Origin of the sequence: Shewanella sp. CAL98-MNA-CIBAN-0140, from assembly GCF_040309905.1 — a bacterium.
GTDB classification, from domain to species: domain Bacteria; phylum Pseudomonadota; class Gammaproteobacteria; order Enterobacterales; family Shewanellaceae; genus Shewanella; species Shewanella psychromarinicola.
Map to the genome: position 1 here is coordinate 15,065 of NZ_JBEOPI010000015.1, position 20,325 is coordinate 35,389.

The window sequence follows — 20,325 nt, forward strand, 5'->3', positions numbered from 1 at the left end:
CAAAATGAAAGAGTCAAATACCGCGATAACTCAAATTTCGTTAATGAAGCAAAAGCTGCATGCAGCTAAACTTGCTATCGAAGAGATTAATATCGATCGCAATGACAAATTGAAAACACTAATTCAATTTATTTCTCAACTCAGTCTTGCTTGCAAAGGACAAAATTTAGAACTCGACAACAAACTGGCAAAATTGCGTCATCATATGCACAATTTTGAACAAATAGACGAAGCGCTACCAGAACTCGTCGACATTGAACGGTTATTGAAATCTCAATATAGCCATACTATGACTCGTTTAGAAGATAGCCGTAATGGACTCAATCGAGTGATCCGTCAGATCCAACGAATTAATGCCGCGCCAGACAAACTAAAAAAAGAAATCACCTATTTTAAACAAGAACTAAGCAAACCGTTCTATACCGTATGGGAATACATCCCCAAAGTAGAAAAACTTATTTTTTTCTATGAAGAAATTTTAAAACATGAATTTGCCGATGCCGACGATTACCAAATTTTGCCTCAGCATATCCAGCTAGCCAAAGAGCTTGCCGCTAAGATCGCTGAAATTGAATTTAGAAAAGATCAACGAGACCAAATTCTAGTCATAAAAGAAGTGTTGCTTGGTGAGCTCAGTTTAAGCAACTTGCTCGATTCTTACCAATCGATATTGAGTTTACTGTTAGAGAATATCGCTCGCGAAAAAAGTGCATCACAAGACTTTTTATTTGCCCTCAATGATGCCCTGATAATCGTGCGCGATGTGGTCAATAATACCTACAATAACAACCAACGCAGTGAGCAGCTTAAAGGCCAATTAAATAAAGAGATAAATTTACGCGTCAATACCGCTGATGAGTTAATTATTGATGCCGATAGTCTTAACGAATTAAAGATCCAACTGACGGTGCAGTTATCTTCGCTTCGTGATGCACTCTCTCGTAAAGAAGCGCTGGAACAACGTGAACAAACACTCTTACGCAAGTCAATTGAATCGATGCGTAAAGAACTCAATTCAATGAGCCAAGAATCTAATAATTATAAAGAAAAGCTATTTGAACATCAAAAGCTCAACCTCCTTGACCCGCTTACCCAATTGGCAAATCGTAGCGCGTTAGAAGATCGCATGGAGCAAGAATACCGTAACCATGTCCGCTTTAAAACGCCACTATGGATAGCGATTACAGACATAGATCACTTCAAAGTTATTAACGATAACTTTGGTCACAGCACTGGCGATAAAACCCTGCAAGTCATCGCAATGGCCTTAAAAAATTCATTACGTGATAGTGAGTTTGTGGCTCGTTATGGTGGCGAAGAATTTGTATTTTTATTGCCTGATATTACTGATGAACATATCTCTCAATTATTGAATCGCGTGAGAGAAAAAATTAAAAATATTCCGTTTAAGTTTAAAAATCAGAGAATTACAGTTACATTATCTATAGGTGCGGCACAAGTTATGGAAAATGAAACGCTTGAAGAAGCTTTCGAAAGAGCCGATGCGGCATTATACCAAGCAAAAAACAACGGCAGAGACCGAGTCGTTATTGATATCTAGCCCATTCCAAGACTTTTCTCTTTGGACTCGGCATCAAACACTCGAGTCCAAAGGAGTTGCTTATGATCGTAAAAATCAGTCCACGTGGTAGCTTAGATCAACTTTCTCAATTAGAAGTCGAACGCTTAAAACAAGGCGCAAAAAGCGACTTGTATCAGTTATATCGAAATTGCTCGCTAGCAGTATTAGCCTCGGGGATCATAAGCGACAATTCTGAAGAACTGTTTCGTCGCTATGAATCCTTTAGTATTAATATTTTACAGCGAGAAAGAGGCATACTGATTGAACTCATCAATCCCCCTATTCAAGCCTTTGTCGACGGTGAAATTATTACGGGTATTCAAGAACACTTGTTTGCCGTGCTGCGCGACATTATTTACATCAGCAATAAATACGATAATTTAAAACACATTGACTTAAGTAATGCGAGCCACATTACCAACGTCGTATTTGACATACTGCGAAATGCTCAAGCGATATCGCCAATGAAAGATCCTAATGTGGTGGTATGCTGGGGAGGACACAGCATCAACGCAGTCGAATATCAATATACCCGAGATGTCGGTTACCAACTTGGGTTACGCAGATTAGATATTTGTACGGGTTGCGGACCCGGCGCAATGGAAGGTCCAATGAAAGGCGCGGCAATTGCTCATGCCAAGCAACGCGTTCACAATGCTCGCTATATCGGCTTAACAGAACCCAGCATTATTGCCGCTGAGCCACCCAATCAAATTGTCAATGAATTAGTTATTTTACCCGACATAGAAAAACGTCTAGAAGCCTTTGTGCGTTTAGGTCACGGTATCGTTATTTTCCCAGGCGGCGCGGGTACCGCTGAAGAGTTACTCTATTTCCTTGGTATCTTATTAAATGATCACAATAGCAATATGTCATTCCCACTGGTGCTAACAGGACCGGCAGAAAGTGCTGATTACTTCACGGTAATTGATGAATTTATTGGGACAACATTAGGCACCGAAGCACAAAGCAAGTATCAAATCATTATTGATGACCCTATCAAAGTGGCACAAATAATGAAAGAAAGTATGCAAGATGTAAAAAGCTATCGAAAAGACAAAGGTGATGCTTACCAATATCAATGGTCGCTAAAAATTGAACCCGAATTTCAATTACCCTTTGAACCAACCCATGAAGTTATGGCAAATTTAAACCTCAACTTTCAGGACAATAAAGCTGAACTTGCCGCAAACTTACGCAAAGCGTTTTCAGGTATTGTCGCCGGCAATGTAAAAGGCGCTACCATTAAGTTGATCGAACAGTTTGGTCCCTTTAACATTAAAGGTGATGCTAAACTTATGCTCATGATGGATAAGCTATTAAACGCTTTTGTTAAACAACAACGAATGAAACTGCCAGGAAGCGCTTACGTGCCCTGCTACAACATAATAAAAACCAATGAATAAATTACTTATTATTGACGGGCTCAATCTAGTACGCCGTATTCATGCGGTGCTACCTGATGAAAACGATATTACTAGCGTACAAGAACGGGTTTTAGCGGCATCTAAAAAAATGCTGTTGCAGCATCAACCAACCCATTGCATTGTGGTCTGGGATGGCAGTGAGCCCTCTTGGCGTAAAACGCTGTATAGCGATTACAAAAAAGGCCGAAAGCCCATGCCAACGGCATTAAGTGATGGCTTGGCTAACATCAAAACCACACTGGCAGAACACGACATCCACTCTTTTGATGCCCAATCTGAAGCCGACGATGTTATCGCCACCATCGCGATGAAAATGATCAGCAACAATGGTGAAGTGGTCATTGTTTCAACCGACAAAGGCTTTAGCCAGCTACCCACAAAAAATCTCACCTTATGGGATCACTTCAACCAGCATGTTTTTGATGTTCAACAATATGAAAAAAAACTCGGCATAGAGCAATACCAAATGCTCGACTTTATTGCGCTAGCGGGCGACAGTGGCAATAAAATTCCGGGTATTATGGGGATAGGACCAAAATCAGCAGCCGACTTACTCAATAAATTCAGAACACTAGCTAATTTATATCGTTCTTTAGACAATCTTGGCGCCAAGCAGGCACATAAATTAGCCGAAGGAAAAGAGATAGCGCGAATTAGCTATAAATTGGCGCAGCTGCAATGCGATATGCCACTAAATATTAATTTGAAACAATTTAGAACCAATTTAAGACCAAACTAGTAACAAACAATGTAATAATGTGACAATGAGATAATAAGAAATACAGACAGCAAACGTATTCATACCATAACGGATTAAACACATTATGAACTCAAAAGTGACTTATATCATCGGTGGAATATTCACTGCCTATTTACTGTTTGTTGCTGTGGTGATTTTTGTTTACGAACCGCAACCAGAAGACAGGGCATGGGATGATCGTGAAGCTTTCAATTTACAAAAAATGAGTGATATCCACTTTGGTCAAAGCCTTGATGAGATCCGAACGTTATTAGGCAGTGCTGATTTTGTCGAAGCAAAAACCGGCTTTGATGGACAATATCAAGTGATGTATTACCGTACTCACCATATAAAATCAGATGGCGAAACCACTAAAGAAGAATGCACGCCATTGTTATTTAGAGATAATCTTCTGATAGCATGGGGACAAGATACACAAGAACAATACTTTTCAGTGCCGATAACCGATCAAGTATCTCCGCAATAACACCCCCTTCTATCGACAGTGAACGCCCCACAGAGCCACTAAGTGTCGATCAATAGGCTTACGATAAAACGCCCTATCGGTATCAGCATAGGGCGCAGAAATCTCATTTAAAACAATCAAATTACGCTGTTTTAATCTGCTTTTTTATACTCCCGATAGGCTTCACCCTGGCGTAACCAATCTGGGGCTGGTGCCCCTTTTAAATAATGGTCAAAGTACTGTTTCATTTTAATGCTGTAATCAAGCTTATTGGGATACTTTTTCAAATGGTGTGGCTCATCTTCATATTGTAAAAATACCACATCCTTCCCTGCACGACGCATTGCTAGATACAACTCAATCCCCTGCTCCCAAGGCACTGCATCATCTTTATCACCAAACATGATCATCATTGGGGTTTGAATGCGATCAACATAGAAAATGGGCGAGTTTTCAATGTATTTCTGTGGCGCCTTAAACAGACTCTCTCCGATCCGGCTTTGACCTGTTTCATATTGGAATTGCCTGGCTAAACCTGACCCAAGACGAATACCACTGTAAGCACTGGTCATATTCGACACCGGAGCACCTGTCACTACCGCTTTAAAGATATTGGTTTGGGTTACCGCATATGCACTCTGATAGCCGCCCCAAGAATGCCCTTGAATACCAACAGCATTGGGATCGGCAACCCCCATCGCTATCAACTTTTGCACGCCTGCCGTCAGCGCTTTTACTGATGAAATTCCTGGATAGCCAATCTCAAAACGAATATCCGGTAGAAAAATAGCGTAACCATTATCAGCATACCAAGCAAAGTTAGGCCGGTGGTTGAGCTTCATGTCAGGAAAGGCATGTAATCTGTCACTCATAAAACGGTAAAAATAGACTAAGGTTGGATACTGTTTACCGGCTTGATAATTGGTTGGTTTAATTAATACCCCATCGGTGTTAATGCCGTCACCATCTCGCCAATGCACTAATTCAGCATTGCCCCATTTAAACGCGTCACGCTGCTTGTCCAGCTCGGTAAGCTGCAGCGCATTCTGTGGCGAGGTAATATCTGCAATATATAAATCTGGATACAAATCATAACGCTGCTTTGAAAACACCACTGCAGCGGCTTTATTGGCTCTAGCAAGCAAGGTTAATTTAGCCTTGCTTTGAGTTAAGCGGCTCACGCCAGCCACACCTATCTTGGCACTGAAAAAGCCGTCCGCTTTTGTTTGATGACTATAGCCTTGTAATAGCACTGTTTCAGCATCATTGACTACCGCGGGTAACGGTTTCTCTTGGGCTAAACCAACCAGTCTAAATTGAGTTTTCTGTTTTCGCCCCTCGCCCTTGGTCAACATAAACCCATTGTGCGCTGCGGTATTAAACTGCCATATATCATATTTATCATATACCGTAATAGCACTGTCATCGGCCAACCAAGGGCCAAAACCGTAACCGGGTGCCGCACTGGGATAATCATGATCTTCATTCGCAAAAGGGGTCGCAATATTCGCGGTTAAATTAACCCTGCGCGTTAACGCTATATCAAAAAGATAGACATTACCTTGTTGATAATAAGCTAAAAACTTAGCATGAGGTGACAACGTCGGCATAGCATCACTAGGTTGCTGAGTTAATACGAGGATTTTTTGGCCTGTTTTGACATCAACCAAATACACATCACGATAAAAGCCTGCCCAGGTAACCATTTTCTGATAGGGCACATCGGAGCTGGCCAATAAGTAACGTGCTTGCTCGCCATAAGTGACATCAGGAACCGCTTGGTCGGCTAATTGAATTAACTTATTTGAATCTAGGTGTAAAACCGCTAAATAGGTGCGTTTTAACTCTTGCTCATATTCTTTAACTGCTTGGGGCTTAATTTTGGCATCATCACCATGCCAAATACGTAACTGTTTTTTAGCGGTAATAATGTCTGGATTAAACACATCACTTGGATTTTCAAAATCAGCTAATGCAGCTTGTTGTGCAACCTTTGGCACTCGTCCCACAAACAAACGTTGGCCATCTTTTGAAAACAGTAAGCTGGCATGCTGGTTATAAGTCCACCCTTCAGACTGAGCAAACTGGCGTTGTTTATCGTGTTGTACATCCAGTAACAACATATTGTACTCACGGCCATAGCGTATTGAACTCGCCATGCCTTTCGTTACTGCAACATATTGGCCATCATCACTGATGGCTAATGCTTCAATATGTTCATCAGTACTACTGTAAAGCTGACGCTGTGTTTGGCTATATAATGTCACTAACACCACTTGATGCTGCTGATTTTCAACTTTATTCACCACAGCAACGAAATGATGTCCTGCTTTATCAAAAGCAAATTGAGTCACATCCGATAGTTGTGTTTGTTGGTTAGTAGCCAAATTAATTAAGCGAATATCTGCCCCTTTATCGGCCTCCTCAATTTCAGCTTGCGTACTATCATGTTCTGTTTCACTGGTGTTTTTCGTTTCTGAAGCCGTCGTTTCTGAAGCTGTCTGCGCTAACTCTGCGGATCCAGCAGTAGTTGATTTAGACACTTTTGATTCAGGATCTGTCGACTCAGGATCAGTTGACTCTGGCTTGCTAACCTTAAACTTCACCACTAAAAAACGGCCATCATCGCTAAATGAAGCGGAATCGACCTTGTCAAATCGTTGCTGATTGCCATTTTTGGTATTGAGTAATACCACTTCATGGGGTAAATCGTCTTTCTCTTTGGTTTCTCGGTCAAATAAAGTCGCTTCGATTGTCGCCAATACAAATAGACCATCGGCACTGACGTTAACGTCCGTGCCATTGACAATTTCATATTGTTTGCGATTATCACTAAAACGAATTAATGCACGACTATCGCCCCTATCAGGTGTAGCCTGTACCGCAATCACTTTGCCATTATCAGAAATAACCGGCTGTTGTAAGGTTTCAAAATGCATAATGTCATCAAGGGACAGAGCACGTTGCGGGGCCGCATGGGCACTAAATGACAGACAGACTGCCAATGGAATTAAATTGAATAATTTCACAGTTTTCCTCTAATGGTTCCCGTAATAGATCGCAGTAATGGATTATCTATAATCTTAACCAGCAATAAATAATAAACACCAAGCATTACATTCGACCAAAGTCGTCTATATAAAATATGTTTACCGAATAAGCTAATGCTCGCCAATAAAATATAGAATCGCCGACATGTTTTCAAACTTAGATGGTTTACAAGTAAACGATTTGTAATAAAAGTTCATAGTAAATCAATCAGATTAGGATTGACTTAAAAATAACGGAAATAATGTGATAATACTCACTATTTTCTGTAAATAAACATTAAAAGTCGTTAAAATACGCCGCAGAAAAACGACGGTTTTTATCGTCACCTAGCCGTGTCATGTATGCGGTCTAACAATTGCAGTAACCACAACCGTGGAAGGACTATTCATGTCAAAACGTACAATAACCGTGATCCCAGGTGATGGGATTGGACCAAGCATTATCGATTCAGCATTAAAAATCCTCGACAAAGCAGGATGTAACTTTGAATATGAATTTGCAGATGCTGGGTTAACGGCGTTAGAAAAGCACGGTGAACTTATACCCCAACGTACTTTAGACCTTATCGAAAAAAATCGTATTACGCTTAAAGGTCCGTTAACCACACCTGTCGGTGAAGGGTTTTCCTCTATCAATGTGAGCTTGCGTAAACAGTTCAGTCTTTATGCTAACGTGCGCCCGGTGATTTCATTTAAGGGGACTCAAGCGCGTTATGAAAACATTGATATTATTACCGTCCGTGAAAATACCGAAGGTATGTACTCTGGTTTAGGTCAAAAAATATCTGATGATGGTCAAACTGCAGAAGCGACCAGTATCATTACTCGTCATGGCGCAGAACAGATCACTACGTTTGCTTTTGAGCTTGCACGCAAAGAAAATCGCAAAAAAGTGACCATAGTTCACAAAGCTAACATCATGAAATCAACTTCTGGTTTGTTCTTAAAAGTGGCACGTGAAGTGAGTCTGCGTTATCCAGACATCACCACAGAAGAAATGATTGTTGATGCCACTTGCATGAAACTGGTTATGAATCCTGAAAACTTTGATGTTATCGTAACGACTAACCTATTTGGTGACATTTTATCTGACTTATGTGCCGGTCTTGTGGGCGGTTTAGGAATGGCTCCAGGGGCAAACATAGGTCGCAATGCTGCTATTTTTGAAGCGGTACATGGTAGTGCACCCGATATTGCAGGTAAAAATTTAGCGAACCCTACCTCAGTTATTTTAGCGTCGATTCAAATGCTAGAATACTTAGGCATGTCAGATAAAGCTGAGATGATCCGCAGTGCTGTAGCTGCTGTTATTGAAGAAGGTGACCGTACCACTCGCGATTTAGGTGGCACTCACGGTACAACCGACTTCACTCAAGCAGTGCTTGATCGTTTAGCATAATTCTTTATGATTAGGTTAATGACTTATTTATCTTATAAGTCATGACTAAAAAGCCCCATATGCATGACATATGGGGCTTTTTGTTAGATGTGCGCTAGCAAGGTTATGCGTAGCTCACGCCCTTTTCAGGGAAAATCCATAAATGAACCGTTACTTCATCACGATCATGATAAAGATGCTTACACTGTATTTTAAAATCGATTTCATTTTCAGTTAAAATGGTGCCTATCGTTTCTAAAATAACGCTGACTTCTTTATAGCGGCTCTTCATGGGTAATTTAAGATTAAAAATCGCTTCTTTAAACCAACCATTAATCGCCCATGCTTCCATCAGTTCTGCAACCCGAGCCGGTTTTTCAACCATATCGCATACCAACCAATAAATATTTTTACGTGGTGGTTCAAAACGAAAACCGTCAGCACGGTAATGCTTTACTTGGCCCGAATCCATTAATTTAGGATCCATCGGACCGTTATCGACTGCAGCAACCATCATTCCGCGGCGGACCAATTGATAAGTCCACCCTCCAGGGCAAGCGCCTAAATCAACTGCATTTAAGCCACTGCGACAACGTGTTTCTTGCTCTTCTTTCGTTAAGAACACGCCAAATGCTTCATCCAATTTCAGGCTTGAGCGACTCGGAGCATCTGCAGCCATTCTTAAGCGAGGGATCCCCATAAAATGAGGTGAACTATTATGGCTTAACGAATAACCTGTGTACGCTTTACCCGGTGCAATAAAACACACATGAATAATCGGACGACGGCCATTTTCAGTACTCAGTAGCGCGCCGCTCTTTTTTAAACTTTGGCGTAACGGTACCGTCAATTTCCGACAGAATGCGGATAATTCTTTGGCTTCATTGGTGTCAGGCGTTTCAACACGCAACTCACCACACTTCGACAAATCGGCTAGTGAGGCGACTATCGGTCCCACACGATCTTGCTCAGGTAAATCAATCAATAACTCGCCCGCAGCAAACATTTGCCGAGCAAATATCAATGATCCAAGTTCCAATTCCTTAGCTAAAGTATCGGCACCATTTTTGTCAAAACATTGAAATATCACATAAGCATCGTTGATATTGGTTTTAACGAAACCATCAACATTTAACTCAGCGGCACGTTGTTGAATTTCTGCTGCACAGTCTTTTTCATAGCCTGAGCGGCAAAATAGGAATAGGTTTTTCATTTGGAGCCTTAGCGTAAGGATATTCGCATAATAGCGAGACAATAATCACGCTATTATACTCAAAAATGCTCGAGGAGGGAGAATTTAGCCAAGCCATTATTCTACTGATTTTGTATGCCAAATCGCCGCGGCAAATAACAACCAACCCACGAGGAAACATAAACCACCTATTGGCGTTATTGGGCCAATCCATTTAGCACCAGTAAAGGCATAAAGGTATAATGAACCAGAAAACAATATGATCCCAGCAATGAAACTGTAAGCGGCCCAATTAATCAATTTTGACGGGATCCAATGGGCGGAAAATGCCAATGCAATCAGTCCGAAGGTATGATAAAACTGGTAATCGACTCCTAACTTAAAAATACTCACTAATTCCGGTGGTGCGATAGTTTTAAGCCCATGAGCAGCAAAAGCACCCAGTGCTACCGCCATAAAACCACTTAATGTGGCAAATAATAATAGACCTTTATTCATTTTACTTAACCTCATACAACATAAATCGACAATGCATCATACTATTGAAGCAAGCTGATTTTCGTGACTTAAACCATCACCGTTAGTATTCATGTAGTGTTAATATTGATGCCGGGGTTGATCAAGCTATCAGCAAAGTAGACACCGCATATGCGTAAAACATAGCGTTACAGCATTAACCTACTCGGGTAATAAACTGACTAATATTCTCGATGGCATGATTAAGATTGCCCTCAAGGGTATAACCAGAAGATTTTCGCGGTTGCAAACTATGATCGCCATCACTAATCCAACAGACTTCTGCATGTTCACCCAAAGCCCAATTGGGTACTTGTTGAAGATCGCCAAATTTATCTCGCTCACCTTGAACAATTAACATCGGGTGAGAATTGTGTTGAATCGGCGCAAGTCGTGGCTCGCCACCTTTTAGCGGAATAAAAGGGTATCCCAAACACACTACTGCAGTAATTTTATTGACGACATCGGCAATAAGTGGCTGCTGTAGTTGATGATCTGTGCTGGCCAATATCGCCGACATACGACCGCCCATTGACTTACCCATCAGGATAATCCGCTGGCAATTGATCAGGCCAAGCGCCATCTTCTGCTCAATATCCATGAGAACTTGTTCATAGTGCGCGAGTAATTTAGGCGCTCGATCAGGCGGACGACGTTTACCATCTTGCATATTGGCTTGCATATACAAGAAATTAAAGCGGTATACTTGATAGCCTTGAGCGATTAACTTATCGGTCATCGAAGTCATATATTGATGATGCATATTAGCCCCAGCACCATGAGCAAAAACAATCAAAGTGTCACTTTTAGGACCTTGTAACAGATAATCATGGGCTAACAAAGGCGTATTATCCGCTAAGCAACTCACTTCGCGACTCCTCTGCAAACATATCCAACATCCATTCTCTAAAGGCTGAAATTTTACCTATCTCAGAATGGTTTTGTTGACACACTAAGTAATAAGCCTCTTTGCTCACCAACACCTCAGAAAACGGGCACACTAAGCGCCCAGCCTTGATATCAGGTCTGGCAAGTACGCTATAACCTAATGCCACACCTTGGCCATGCACTGCTGCTTGAAGCACTAATGAGGAATGGCTAAATATAGGCCCTTGATTGACATTAATATCGCTCACGCCACACTGTCTAAACCATGCCTGCCAATCTTGACGGTTTGAATCATGTAACAAGGTATGGAATTTTAAATCACTGGGTTGAGCTAACGGTTTAGCACTATTGAGTAATAATGGCGAACAGACAGGGATCAACACTTCGTTACGCAGTTTATCGGCGCGTAATCCAGGCCAATTACCTTGGCCGTAATAAATGGCAACATCTACATCGTCGGTTAACGAATTAGCATTACTATCAACGGCTTTAATACGCACATCAATATCAGGATTTTTTTCGCTAAACTTAGCTAAACGTGGTACTAACCATTGAATAGCAAAACTTGGAGACATACTGACCGTTAACGATCCTACCGCACTACGGGCAAGCAGACGATTAGTCGCCTCCCCTAGCTCAATAAAAATATCTTTAATGTCCAGAAAATAACTTTGGCCTTCTTCTGTTAACAATAAGGATCTATTTTTACGTCTAAACAGCTTTAGCCCTAAAAAATCTTCTAATGCTTTAATCTGATGACTCACTGCAGCCTGAGTGACAAACAACTCTTCTGCGGCGCGGGTAAAGCTCAAATGTCTTGCTGCAGCTTCAAATGCTTTAACAGCATTCAAAGGCGGTAATCGTTTAGACATAGTGATCAACCCCTCATTTTTAATTAGTTTTTCTAATGATTATCGTTATTTTTATGTCGTTTGTAAAGCACACTGTGTTTGGGTAAATTAGCATCATTGACAACATCACTAGGGTCGCTGCGCTGCTAGAGCGGACTTCGTCCTGCTAGGATCGCTGCGCTTCTAGGACGTGACTTCGTCATTGCTAGGTTCGCTTCGCTGCTAGAGCGGACTTTGTCCTGCTAGGATCGCTGCGCTTCTAGGGACAGCTTCGCTGCTAAGATTGAGTCGCTGCGCGACTAGGATATTGGCTTGTCATCTAGCACTGCTTGGCTGTTGATTGTATAGCCTCTAGCCGCGTAGCGTCCTAGCAGCGTAGCGCTCTAGGCTCTTAAATTGTCATCTAAATTTTCGCAGCCGCAGGCGCCCTATTTCTAGCATCTAGCAGCGAAGCGTCTTCGAAGGTGATAACCGTTTATTAGCCAGCATTTAGGTACATTAACTTACCGATTTAAATAACGCCGACATGGTCGTATCGCCCGCATAAAAAAACCGCATTCAATGCGGTTTTTTATGCGGGCGATTAGGGTGGATACGGTCATAATCGACAGCATCACTCACACAAAGTCTAAGGACGATACACTTTTACGTTCGTATAGCCCTTCTCAACAAGGTATAAGGCCTGCAGTTTACTCATTACCCCACGATCACAATATAATAGATACGTTTTAGAGCTATCTAAATCAGCAAATTGGGTCGCTAATTTAAAGAATGGGATCGCTTTAATCATCACATTATCAATTGATAATGGATCTTTTTCTTCTTCTTCAGGTGCACGAACGTCAATAATGATTTCGCCTGACGCCACATCTTTAACTGTTTCGGTTTCAGTCACTTGTTGATCCATCTCCGCTTCAATATCACGAACATCCATCACCACTGCAGACTCAATGATGCGATCAATCAAGTCTTCAGAAAACTTAAGCTCTTCAGCTTCAATCTTAGACAATACCGCTTTAACCGTCGGCTTTTGTGAAATAACACCACAATACTCAGGAATAGACTTAGCAAATTCTTCAGTACCAATCACACGGCTCTGATTAATAATGTCTTGTTTGTCCATTGCGATAAGTGGGCGTAAAATCAATAACTCAGTACTGCGGTCAATCACATTCAAGTTGGTCAGCGTTTGACTCGATACCTGACCTAAGCTTTCTCCCGTGACTAACGCTTGAATACCGAATTTATCCGCAATACGCGTTGCAGCACGCATCATCATACGCTTAAGTACAACCCCCATCTGACCGTTATCAATACGTTCAAGGATCTCTTCAACCACAGGCTCGAATGGCACTGACACAAAACGTACTTTGTGCGACTCACCATACTTTTTCCACAAGTGATAAGCCACTTGCTTAACACCAATTTCGTGTTGAGCGCCACCTAAATTAAAGAAACAATAATGGGTACGCGCACCTTTCTTAATAAACTGAAAACTCGACACGCCAGAATCAAAACCGCCCGAAATAAGCGACAAGACATCTTCTTGGGTCGCCATAGGGAAACCGCCTAGTCCTTCAATACGACGCTCGACCATGTAAAGCTTATCTTGATTGATTTCAAGATTAACGGTCACATCAGGGTTTTTAAGCTTTACCCCAAGCGCCTCTGTGTGCTGGTTTAATCCGCCACCCACATAACGCTCAACATCGATTGAATTAAAATCATGATTACCAGAACGTTTTACGCGAACACAAAATGTTTTACCTGCAATTTCATCACGATACCTTGGTAAAGCCTGCTGATAAATATGATCTATCGAATCAAAACTGTACTCACTCACTTGCACAACGTGAGCAATACCTGGAATGCAAGCTAAACGCTCTGCAAAAGCATCACATAATTCCGGTTTATCGGCAGGTACATTAACTAAAATACGATCATATAAACGTTGTACTTTGGCATCGTCATCCACTTTTTTAAGTACATTACGGATATTGGTTTCGAGCATTTTGGTAAAGCGCATTCTTACCGACTTGCTCTTCATCATAATTTCAGGGTACAGCTTTACAATAAACTTCATGAGGCGTCCGCAGGTATCACCACCACAATAGCTCAGCATTCGGCATTGCTAGATAAAAAGATGGTAACACTTTGATAATAAATAAAAAAAACAGCAAAAACTTCTCTACTTGATTAACATAGGTAATCCAGCATATAACAAAGCGTAAGCAATAATTCGCGGATTATACCAAATGATGCCTATTAACCAAACATATTCACTTTTTTATCTGTTATTTCTCAGCAAAACCGCTGTTACAGCACATTTCTAATACAAAAAAGCGCAATCTCTGTAACCTGCAGAGATTGCGCTTATGGCTATCCTTTGATGACGAGCTATTGAGTCACTATAATTTCATTCGATTGTTTCGCTTTACCTTGTTCAATGGCAATTTCAACACGCCGATTTCGAGCCCTATTCTCTTTAGAATCATTGGGCACCAAAGGTCGATTAGAAGCCTCCCCAACCACTTTCATCCTTGATTCATCAAAACCAGTGACTGTTCTTAATTCATGAGCCACCGAAACAGCACGTTGACTTGATAGCGCCCAGTTTGAACTATAAAGCTCATTACTGATATCAGCACCGTCAGTATGACCCGATACCGTAACAATCCCAGGAACATCTTTTAATAACTCACCAATTGAACGCACAATCGGTTTAAACTTAGGTTGTAAAAAGCCAGATCCAGAAGTAAATGAGCCTTTCTCACGAATACGAATTATAATTTGCTGACCTAAAGATTCAATTTCAATGGCACCATCAACAATTTCTTCGTTGAGTTTCTCAGCCATTTTTTTCACTTGATCGTTAATATTTTCTTGTGCAGATGCGGCCGCTTTTTTAATGGCTTCAGCTTCTTGCTGGGCCGTAGCAGCGGCATTACCACCACGCTGTTCACCACTTTGCTTTTGAGTACCCCCCGCACTGTCCTCTTCACCGGCCTGATATTCAATGGTCGGTTGAGTCATTTCATTGGTTTGTTGATTAATGATCTCAATTGGCGTGGGATCGGGTCTACCAGGGCGAAATTCAAGCGCGATAACCGATGTCCCCTTAGGAATGTCTTTTACTTCAACTTTGTTCTGTACCCCAAATGCATACTTCATTGAGCCGGCGATTTGTTTAAACTTCATCACGTCCATTTCAGAGAACGCTAACAGCAACACGAAGAAACACATCAGCAAGGACATTAGGTCAGCAAAGGTGGCCAGCCATTTTGGGGCACCCGCAGGAGGACAATCACACTTGGCCTTAGCCATGAGTTACTCTCCGTCCGTTGTATCGATTTCACGGGATTTTTCAGTCAAGTAATTTTTCAAGAAGCCTTCAATCACCCGGGGGTTTTGTCCATCTTGAATCGCTAATACCGCGTCCATAATTAAATTTCGGTTAAGCAATTCTTCATTCATCCGCAATGATAATTTATCCGCCATTGGGATGGCGATCATGTTGGCAATTACCGCACCATAAAGAGTGGTTAACAATGCAACCGCCATTGAGGGCCCTATCGATTTTGGATCATCCATATTAGATAACATCGCCACCAAACCAACCAGCGTACCAATCATTCCCATCGCGGGGGCTACATCACCCATGGCTTTAAAAATACTAATCCCAGTATTGTGGCGATCTTCGGTCAACGCAATATCTTTTTCAAGCGCGTTACGCACCACTTCACCATCATGACCATCAACTAACATATCGATAGCTTTTTGCATAAAACTGTTGGTAATGACCGCCTCTTCTAATGCTAAAAATCCGCCTTTACGGGCAGCATCAGCCATAGTGACAGACTGCTCAATCAAATCCTCAGGTTTATCTAATTTAAACATGAAGGCTTTCATACCAATCTTTATCGAACCCAAAAATTGCTTTAGGTTAAATTTCATCATCACTACAAATAAAGAGCCTGCTACAACAATCAAAATTGACGGTACATCGATAAATAATCCGAGACCACCACTGGTGATCATCGCGCCAATAATAAATGCAAAAGCACCGATAATACCTATTAGGGTAGCTAAATCCACAACCTCTCCTCAATCGCAGTCATCACGCTGCTTATTTGTGCGATTTTATCGCGCTGTTCGTACAAATTAAATAACTCGAACATTCTGGCATCTATTGATGCAAATCACATTGCCCATCGTTATGTATTACAGTAAAAAATTCAATACTAATTTACGCTATCTATTTCAAACCCTAACGTCTTATCGGTCAAACTTGGCGCAAGTTTAGCCTGTTTTGCACATTCTAAACAAAATTCAATAACAAAGCGTGCTGTTGAGCAAATAACCAGCGACTGTATTTGACCGATACGCTGGGCTGATATACCTTGTCTCACGCTGAATGAAAGGAATAATAATCGTGGCTAAAAAACCAGAAAATCTCAGTTTTGAACAATCATTAACTGAGCTTGAAACCATTGTTGCTCATTTAGAGCAAGGTGAAGTGTCGCTCGATGACGCGCTTAAACAATTTGAGCGAGGCATTAAGTTAGTCCGTCAAAGCCAAGGAAAGCTTGAACAAGCACAGCAAAAAGTCTCTATCTTATTAAATGAAGATGATGCTGAATTAGCACCGTTCACTATAGAAAGTGAATAATCGTCAACATAGTGTTATTGAATAATAGGTCTTGATACGTGTTAGCTAAAGCGATAACAAAATACCAAAAGCGCGTTAATACTATTCTTAACGCGCATTTAAGCCAGCTTGATGGTGCTGCACCAGACTTAAAGGCGGCAATGCTTCATGGTGCATTATTAGGCGGCAAACGCATTAGGCCATTTTTGGTCTACAGTGTGGGTGACATGCTTGGCGTCAATATTAATGCACTTGATAAAGCCGCCGCAGCCATTGAGTGTATTCATGCTTACTCGTTAATACACGATGACTTACCGGCCATGGACAATGATGCACTCCGACGCGGTCAACCCACGGTTCATATTGCATTTAATGAAGCTAACGCCATTTTAGCTGGTGACGCGCTGCAAACATTGGCCTTTGAAATAATCACCGCACCGTGTAACGATTTACGACCTGAACAACAATTGGCCATGGTCAGGGCATTAGCAAAAGCCTCTGGATATCGAGGAATGTGCGGTGGGCAAGCGATTGATCTGAGTGCCACCGATCACCGTATAGATTTAGACCGATTAACCGAATTACATAATAAAAAAACCGGCGCGTTAATCAGTTGTGCCGTCGAACTTGCTTTAATTGCGGCAGATTTACCCGATGAGCACTATCAACTGATGATGAAATACGCCCAAAGCCTTGGATTGGCCTTTCAAGTGCAAGACGATATCTTAGATATTACCGCAAGCACCGAAGAGTTAGGCAAACCTCAAGGCAGTGATGAACAATCCAACAAAAGCACTTTTCCTAAACTATTAGGTCTCGATGGTGCCAAAGCCTGTGCAGAACAACTAATACAAGATGCACTATCAGCGCTGACTAAATTACCATATAATAGTCAGTTAATTGCAGACTTCGCCCACTATATTATTGAGCGAAGATTATAATAAAGAGTCAGAAAATCTCGCTATGATTTTTGATATTTCTAAATTTCCAGTACTAGCGAAAGCTAATACACCAGAAGAATTAAGGAAGTTACCTCAAGGTTTACTTCCACAAGTCTCTGATGAATTGAGACAATTCTTACTTCAGTCCGTTGGTATTTCAAGCGGACATTTTGCTTCTGGCTTAGGCACAGTTGAATTAACTGTGGCACTTCATTATGTCTACAACACCCCATTTGATCGGTTAGTGTGGGATGTAGGACATCAAGCTTACCCACATAAAATCCTCACTGATCGCCGCGAACAAATGCACACCATTCGACAAAAAAATGGTCTGCATCCATTCCCATGGCGTGAGGAAAGCCCATATGACACCTTTAGTGTCGGTCACTCAGGCACGTCTATCAGTGCAGCATTGGGGATGGCGATAGCCGCAGAAAAAGAAGCGGTTGGGAGAAAAGTTGTGGCCGTTATTGGCGATGGTGCCATGACAGGCGGTATGGTATTTGAAGCCATGAATCATGCGGGCGATTTACACAATGATATGCTTGTGGTGCTCAATGATAATGAAATGTCGATTTCTGAAAATGTTGGCGCACTCAACAATCACCTTGCCCAGCTTATGTCAGGTCGTTTTTACACCACCATTAGAGAAAACAGTAAAAAAGTGCTTAAAGGCCTGCCTGTCATTAAAGAAATGGCTAAACGCACTGAAGAACATCTTAAAGGCATGGTGGTGCCCGCAACATTATTTGAAGAGTTAGGGTTCAATTATATCGGCCCAATTGATGGTCACGATGTCGATTCGCTCGTTGAAACTATGCGCAATATGCGCAACCTCAAAGGCCCACAAATGTTGCATATCATGACCAAAAAGGGTCGTGGTTATGAGCCTGCGGAAAAAGATCCGATTGGCTGGCACGCGGTGCCTAAATTCGATCCAAGCCAATTTAAAAAACCCACAACTAAACCAGGTTTACCGACATTCTCGGAAGTGTTCGGTAAATGGTTATGCGACATGGCGGAACAAGACGACAAGTTAGTCGCGATTACACCGGCTATGCGTGAAGGTTCTGGGATGGTTGAATTTTCACAACGATTCCCAAAACAATATTTCGATGCGGCTATTGCTGAACAGCATGCAGTAACGTTATCTGCAGGGTTTGCCTGCGAAGGGTTAAAACCTGTAGTGGCGATTTACTCAACTTTTTTACAACGCGGATATGACCAGTTTATCCACGACGTGGCTTTGCAACGCTTGCCTGTATTGTTTGCCATCGATCGTGGTGGCATTGTTGGCGCTGATGGCCCTACACATCAAGGTGCGTTCGATTTAAGCTTTATGCGCTGTGTTCCCAATATGATCATTATGGCGCCATCAGATGAAAACGAATGCCGTCAAATGCTCTATACCGGTTATTGTTATCAAGATGGCCCTACCGCAGTGCGGTACCCTCGAGGTTTTGCGACCGGTGCAGAACAAGTTGAACATATGACGAAAATACCTATCGGTAAAGGGGTCTTAACGCGTCAAGGGCAAAAAATTGCCATTGTAAACTTTGGCACCACACTTGCCGCAGCGACAGACGCAGCAGAAAAACTGGATGCGACCGTCGCCGATATGCGCTTTGTTAAGCCACTTGATTTAAGCTTGCTTGAACAGCTCGCAAATAGCCATGATGTTATCATTACCGTTGAAGAAAACGCCATTATGGGCGGCGCAGGTTCTGGAGTGCTTGAAGCATTACACAAAATGCGTATCGTAAAGCCTGTACTACAAATTGGTTTGCCAGATGAGTTTATTCAACACGGCGCACCAGATGAAATTACTGCAGAACTGCAACTTGATGCTGCAGGGATTTTAGCGCAGATCCAAGCGTTTATAGCTTAATGCTTTTGTGATGATGACTGATAGTTGATGCCAATAAAAAAGGACTGAAATTCAGTCCTTTTTTGTGTCTATTGCACTAGTGTTTATTCATCTAGTGCTAATGGTTCTCGTCTCTAGCAGAAAATGTTGACGTCAACGCGTTAAGCTTCAACATCCACACTTGCGCCGCCTTGAGATACCATCACCATAGCAGGACGTAATAAACGATCATTTAATAAGTAACCTTTCTGCATTACCATCATGACAGTGTTAGCAGGATACTCAGCACTGGGCTGCATACCAATAGCTTGATGATGTTCAGGGTTAAATGCTTGACCTTGTGGATTAACCTGAGTCACACCAAACTTCTCAACTGAGGTTAAAAAGCCTTTCATGGTCAGATCGACACCTTCATAAATCGCTTTGGTCGCCTCATCTTCAGGATTAGTGCCCTGTAAGGCACGTTCCATATTATCGATGACAGGTAACAGTTCGTTAGCAAACTTTTCCAAGGCAAACTTACGTGCTTGCTCGACATCTTTTGCCGCGCGAGTACGAATATTCTGTGTTTCAGCCGCCGCGCGCACTTCAACATCTTTACGTTCAGCTAACGCAGTTTCAGACTCAGCCAATAGTTGCTCTAATTCTTCAATGCGAAAATTTGCTTGGGTTAATTCATCTATCAAACTTGCGTCATCAGCCACGACTTCAGGTGTTTCCACGTCTTCCACTTGATCTTGCGATGTGTTGTTCGATTCGTTGCTCATTTTCACTCCAGCT

At 41.9% G+C, this 20,325-nt stretch carries 17 protein-coding genes; 8 read left to right on the top strand and 9 right to left on the bottom strand.

The window, feature by feature from the left end:
• The first annotated feature begins 4 nt into the window (after positions 1-4).
• The 4 genes from AAEY93_RS09560 to AAEY93_RS09575 all read left to right on the top strand — a co-directional run bounded on the left by AAEY93_RS09560 (position 5) and on the right by AAEY93_RS09575 (position 4,235).
• Entirely contained in the window at positions 5-1,561 is a 1,557-nt protein-coding gene (locus tag AAEY93_RS09560; protein ID WP_351076411.1) for a sensor domain-containing diguanylate cyclase, read from the top strand.
• Positions 1,562-1,623: 62 nt separating this feature from the next.
• Positions 1,624-2,988: a nucleotide 5'-monophosphate nucleosidase PpnN gene (gene ppnN / locus AAEY93_RS09565; protein ID WP_351076414.1), complete on the top strand. Its 1,365-nt coding sequence runs from the start codon at positions 1,624-1,626 to the stop codon at positions 2,986-2,988.
• Complete coding sequence (xni, locus tag AAEY93_RS09570; RefSeq protein WP_335689272.1) at positions 2,981-3,748, top strand: flap endonuclease Xni; 768 nt, start codon at positions 2,981-2,983, stop codon at positions 3,746-3,748. Before ppnN ends, xni begins: the two co-directional genes overlap by 8 nt.
• An 85-nt stretch (positions 3,749-3,833) precedes the next feature.
• Complete coding sequence (locus tag AAEY93_RS09575) at positions 3,834-4,235, top strand: DUF3192 domain-containing protein (RefSeq protein ID WP_124014119.1); 402 nt, start codon at positions 3,834-3,836, stop codon at positions 4,233-4,235.
• 131 nt (positions 4,236-4,366) lie between these two features.
• Here AAEY93_RS09575 and AAEY93_RS09580 read toward each other — a convergent pair whose 3' ends face one another.
• Positions 4,367-7,243: a prolyl oligopeptidase family serine peptidase gene (locus AAEY93_RS09580; RefSeq protein WP_351076419.1), complete on the bottom strand. Its 2,877-nt coding sequence runs from the start codon at positions 7,241-7,243 to the stop codon at positions 4,367-4,369.
• Between the two features lie 409 nt (positions 7,244-7,652).
• Between AAEY93_RS09580 and AAEY93_RS09585 the strand changes: the two genes are divergently transcribed.
• Positions 7,653-8,663, top strand: a complete 1,011-nt coding sequence (locus AAEY93_RS09585; RefSeq protein WP_124014121.1) for an isocitrate dehydrogenase — start codon at positions 7,653-7,655, stop codon at positions 8,661-8,663.
• 103 nt (positions 8,664-8,766) lie between these two features.
• Here AAEY93_RS09585 and rlmM read toward each other — a convergent pair whose 3' ends face one another.
• The 7 genes from rlmM to pomA form a co-directional block, all read right to left on the bottom strand.
• On the bottom strand, positions 8,767-9,855 hold the full coding sequence (rlmM, locus tag AAEY93_RS09590; protein ID WP_351076422.1) for a 23S rRNA (cytidine(2498)-2'-O)-methyltransferase RlmM: 1,089 nt from the start codon (positions 9,853-9,855) through the stop codon (positions 8,767-8,769).
• A 96-nt stretch (positions 9,856-9,951) separates the two neighbouring features.
• A complete protein-coding gene (locus AAEY93_RS09595) occupies positions 9,952-10,332 on the bottom strand; it encodes a DUF423 domain-containing protein (protein WP_124014123.1) in 381 nt (126 codons plus the stop codon).
• Between the two features lie 175 nt (positions 10,333-10,507).
• Entirely contained in the window at positions 10,508-11,218 is a 711-nt protein-coding gene (locus AAEY93_RS09600) for an alpha/beta family hydrolase (protein ID WP_124014124.1), read from the bottom strand.
• On the bottom strand, positions 11,199-12,110 hold the full coding sequence (locus tag AAEY93_RS09605) for a transcriptional regulator GcvA (protein ID WP_124014125.1): 912 nt from the start codon (positions 12,108-12,110) through the stop codon (positions 11,199-11,201). The genes AAEY93_RS09600 and AAEY93_RS09605 overlap by 20 nt, the downstream gene beginning before the upstream one ends.
• A gap of 607 nt (positions 12,111-12,717) precedes the next feature.
• Positions 12,718-14,172 (bottom strand): tRNA uracil 4-sulfurtransferase ThiI, encoded by a 1,455-nt coding sequence (thiI, locus tag AAEY93_RS09610; RefSeq protein WP_124014126.1) that lies wholly within the window; start codon positions 14,170-14,172, stop codon positions 12,718-12,720.
• 314 nt (positions 14,173-14,486) lie between these two features.
• Entirely contained in the window at positions 14,487-15,413 is a 927-nt protein-coding gene (locus tag AAEY93_RS09615) for a flagellar motor protein MotB (protein WP_351076429.1), read from the bottom strand.
• Positions 15,414-15,416: 3 nt separating this feature from the next.
• On the bottom strand, positions 15,417-16,184 hold the full coding sequence (gene pomA, locus AAEY93_RS09620) for a flagellar motor protein PomA (protein WP_351076432.1): 768 nt from the start codon (positions 16,182-16,184) through the stop codon (positions 15,417-15,419).
• Between the two features lie 337 nt (positions 16,185-16,521).
• Between pomA and xseB the strand changes: the two genes are divergently transcribed.
• The 3 genes from xseB to dxs are packed head-to-tail and all read left to right on the top strand — an operon-like array spanning position 16,522 to position 19,566.
• Positions 16,522-16,758 carry an exodeoxyribonuclease VII small subunit gene (xseB, locus tag AAEY93_RS09625; protein WP_124014129.1) on the top strand — a complete coding sequence of 79 codons (237 nt, stop codon included), beginning with the start codon at positions 16,522-16,524 and terminating at the stop codon, positions 16,756-16,758.
• 38 nt (positions 16,759-16,796) lie between these two features.
• A complete protein-coding gene (gene ispA / locus AAEY93_RS09630) occupies positions 16,797-17,678 on the top strand; it encodes a (2E,6E)-farnesyl diphosphate synthase (RefSeq protein WP_351076436.1) in 882 nt (293 codons plus the stop codon).
• 22 nt (positions 17,679-17,700) lie between these two features.
• Positions 17,701-19,566: a 1-deoxy-D-xylulose-5-phosphate synthase gene (dxs, locus tag AAEY93_RS09635; RefSeq protein ID WP_124014131.1), complete on the top strand. Its 1,866-nt coding sequence runs from the start codon at positions 17,701-17,703 to the stop codon at positions 19,564-19,566.
• 140 nt (positions 19,567-19,706) lie between these two features.
• Here the strand turns inward: dxs and grpE are convergent, their stop codons facing one another.
• Complete coding sequence (grpE, locus tag AAEY93_RS09640) at positions 19,707-20,312, bottom strand: nucleotide exchange factor GrpE (protein ID WP_124013956.1); 606 nt, start codon at positions 20,310-20,312, stop codon at positions 19,707-19,709.
• Positions 20,313-20,325 lie beyond the last annotated feature (13 nt).

What these genes read in the sequence shown, in the direction of transcription:
- rlmM (WP_351076422.1), bottom strand. Translation starts at nt 9,855, where the DNA reads ATGAAAAACCTATTCCTATTTTGCCGCTCAGGCTATGAAAAAGACTGT.
- thiI (WP_124014126.1), bottom strand. Translation starts at nt 14,172, where the DNA reads ATGAAGTTTATTGTAAAGCTGTACCCTGAAATTATGATGAAGAGCAAG.
- AAEY93_RS09575 (WP_124014119.1), top strand. Translation starts at nt 3,834, where the DNA reads ATGAACTCAAAAGTGACTTATATCATCGGTGGAATATTCACTGCCTAT.
- xni (WP_335689272.1), top strand. Translation starts at nt 2,981, where the DNA reads ATGAATAAATTACTTATTATTGACGGGCTCAATCTAGTACGCCGTATT.
- dxs (WP_124014131.1), top strand. Translation starts at nt 17,701, where the DNA reads ATGATTTTTGATATTTCTAAATTTCCAGTACTAGCGAAAGCTAATACA.
- AAEY93_RS09585 (WP_124014121.1), top strand. Translation starts at nt 7,653, where the DNA reads ATGTCAAAACGTACAATAACCGTGATCCCAGGTGATGGGATTGGACCA.
- grpE (WP_124013956.1), bottom strand. Translation starts at nt 20,312, where the DNA reads ATGAGCAACGAATCGAACAACACATCGCAAGATCAAGTGGAAGACGTG.
- ppnN (WP_351076414.1), top strand. Translation starts at nt 1,624, where the DNA reads ATGATCGTAAAAATCAGTCCACGTGGTAGCTTAGATCAACTTTCTCAA.
- AAEY93_RS09595 (WP_124014123.1), bottom strand. Translation starts at nt 10,332, where the DNA reads ATGAATAAAGGTCTATTATTATTTGCCACATTAAGTGGTTTTATGGCG.
- AAEY93_RS09605 (WP_124014125.1), bottom strand. Translation starts at nt 12,110, where the DNA reads ATGTCTAAACGATTACCGCCTTTGAATGCTGTTAAAGCATTTGAAGCT.
- AAEY93_RS09615 (WP_351076429.1), bottom strand. Translation starts at nt 15,413, where the DNA reads ATGGCTAAGGCCAAGTGTGATTGTCCTCCTGCGGGTGCCCCAAAATGG.
- AAEY93_RS09560 (WP_351076411.1), top strand. Translation starts at nt 5, where the DNA reads ATGAAAGAGTCAAATACCGCGATAACTCAAATTTCGTTAATGAAGCAA.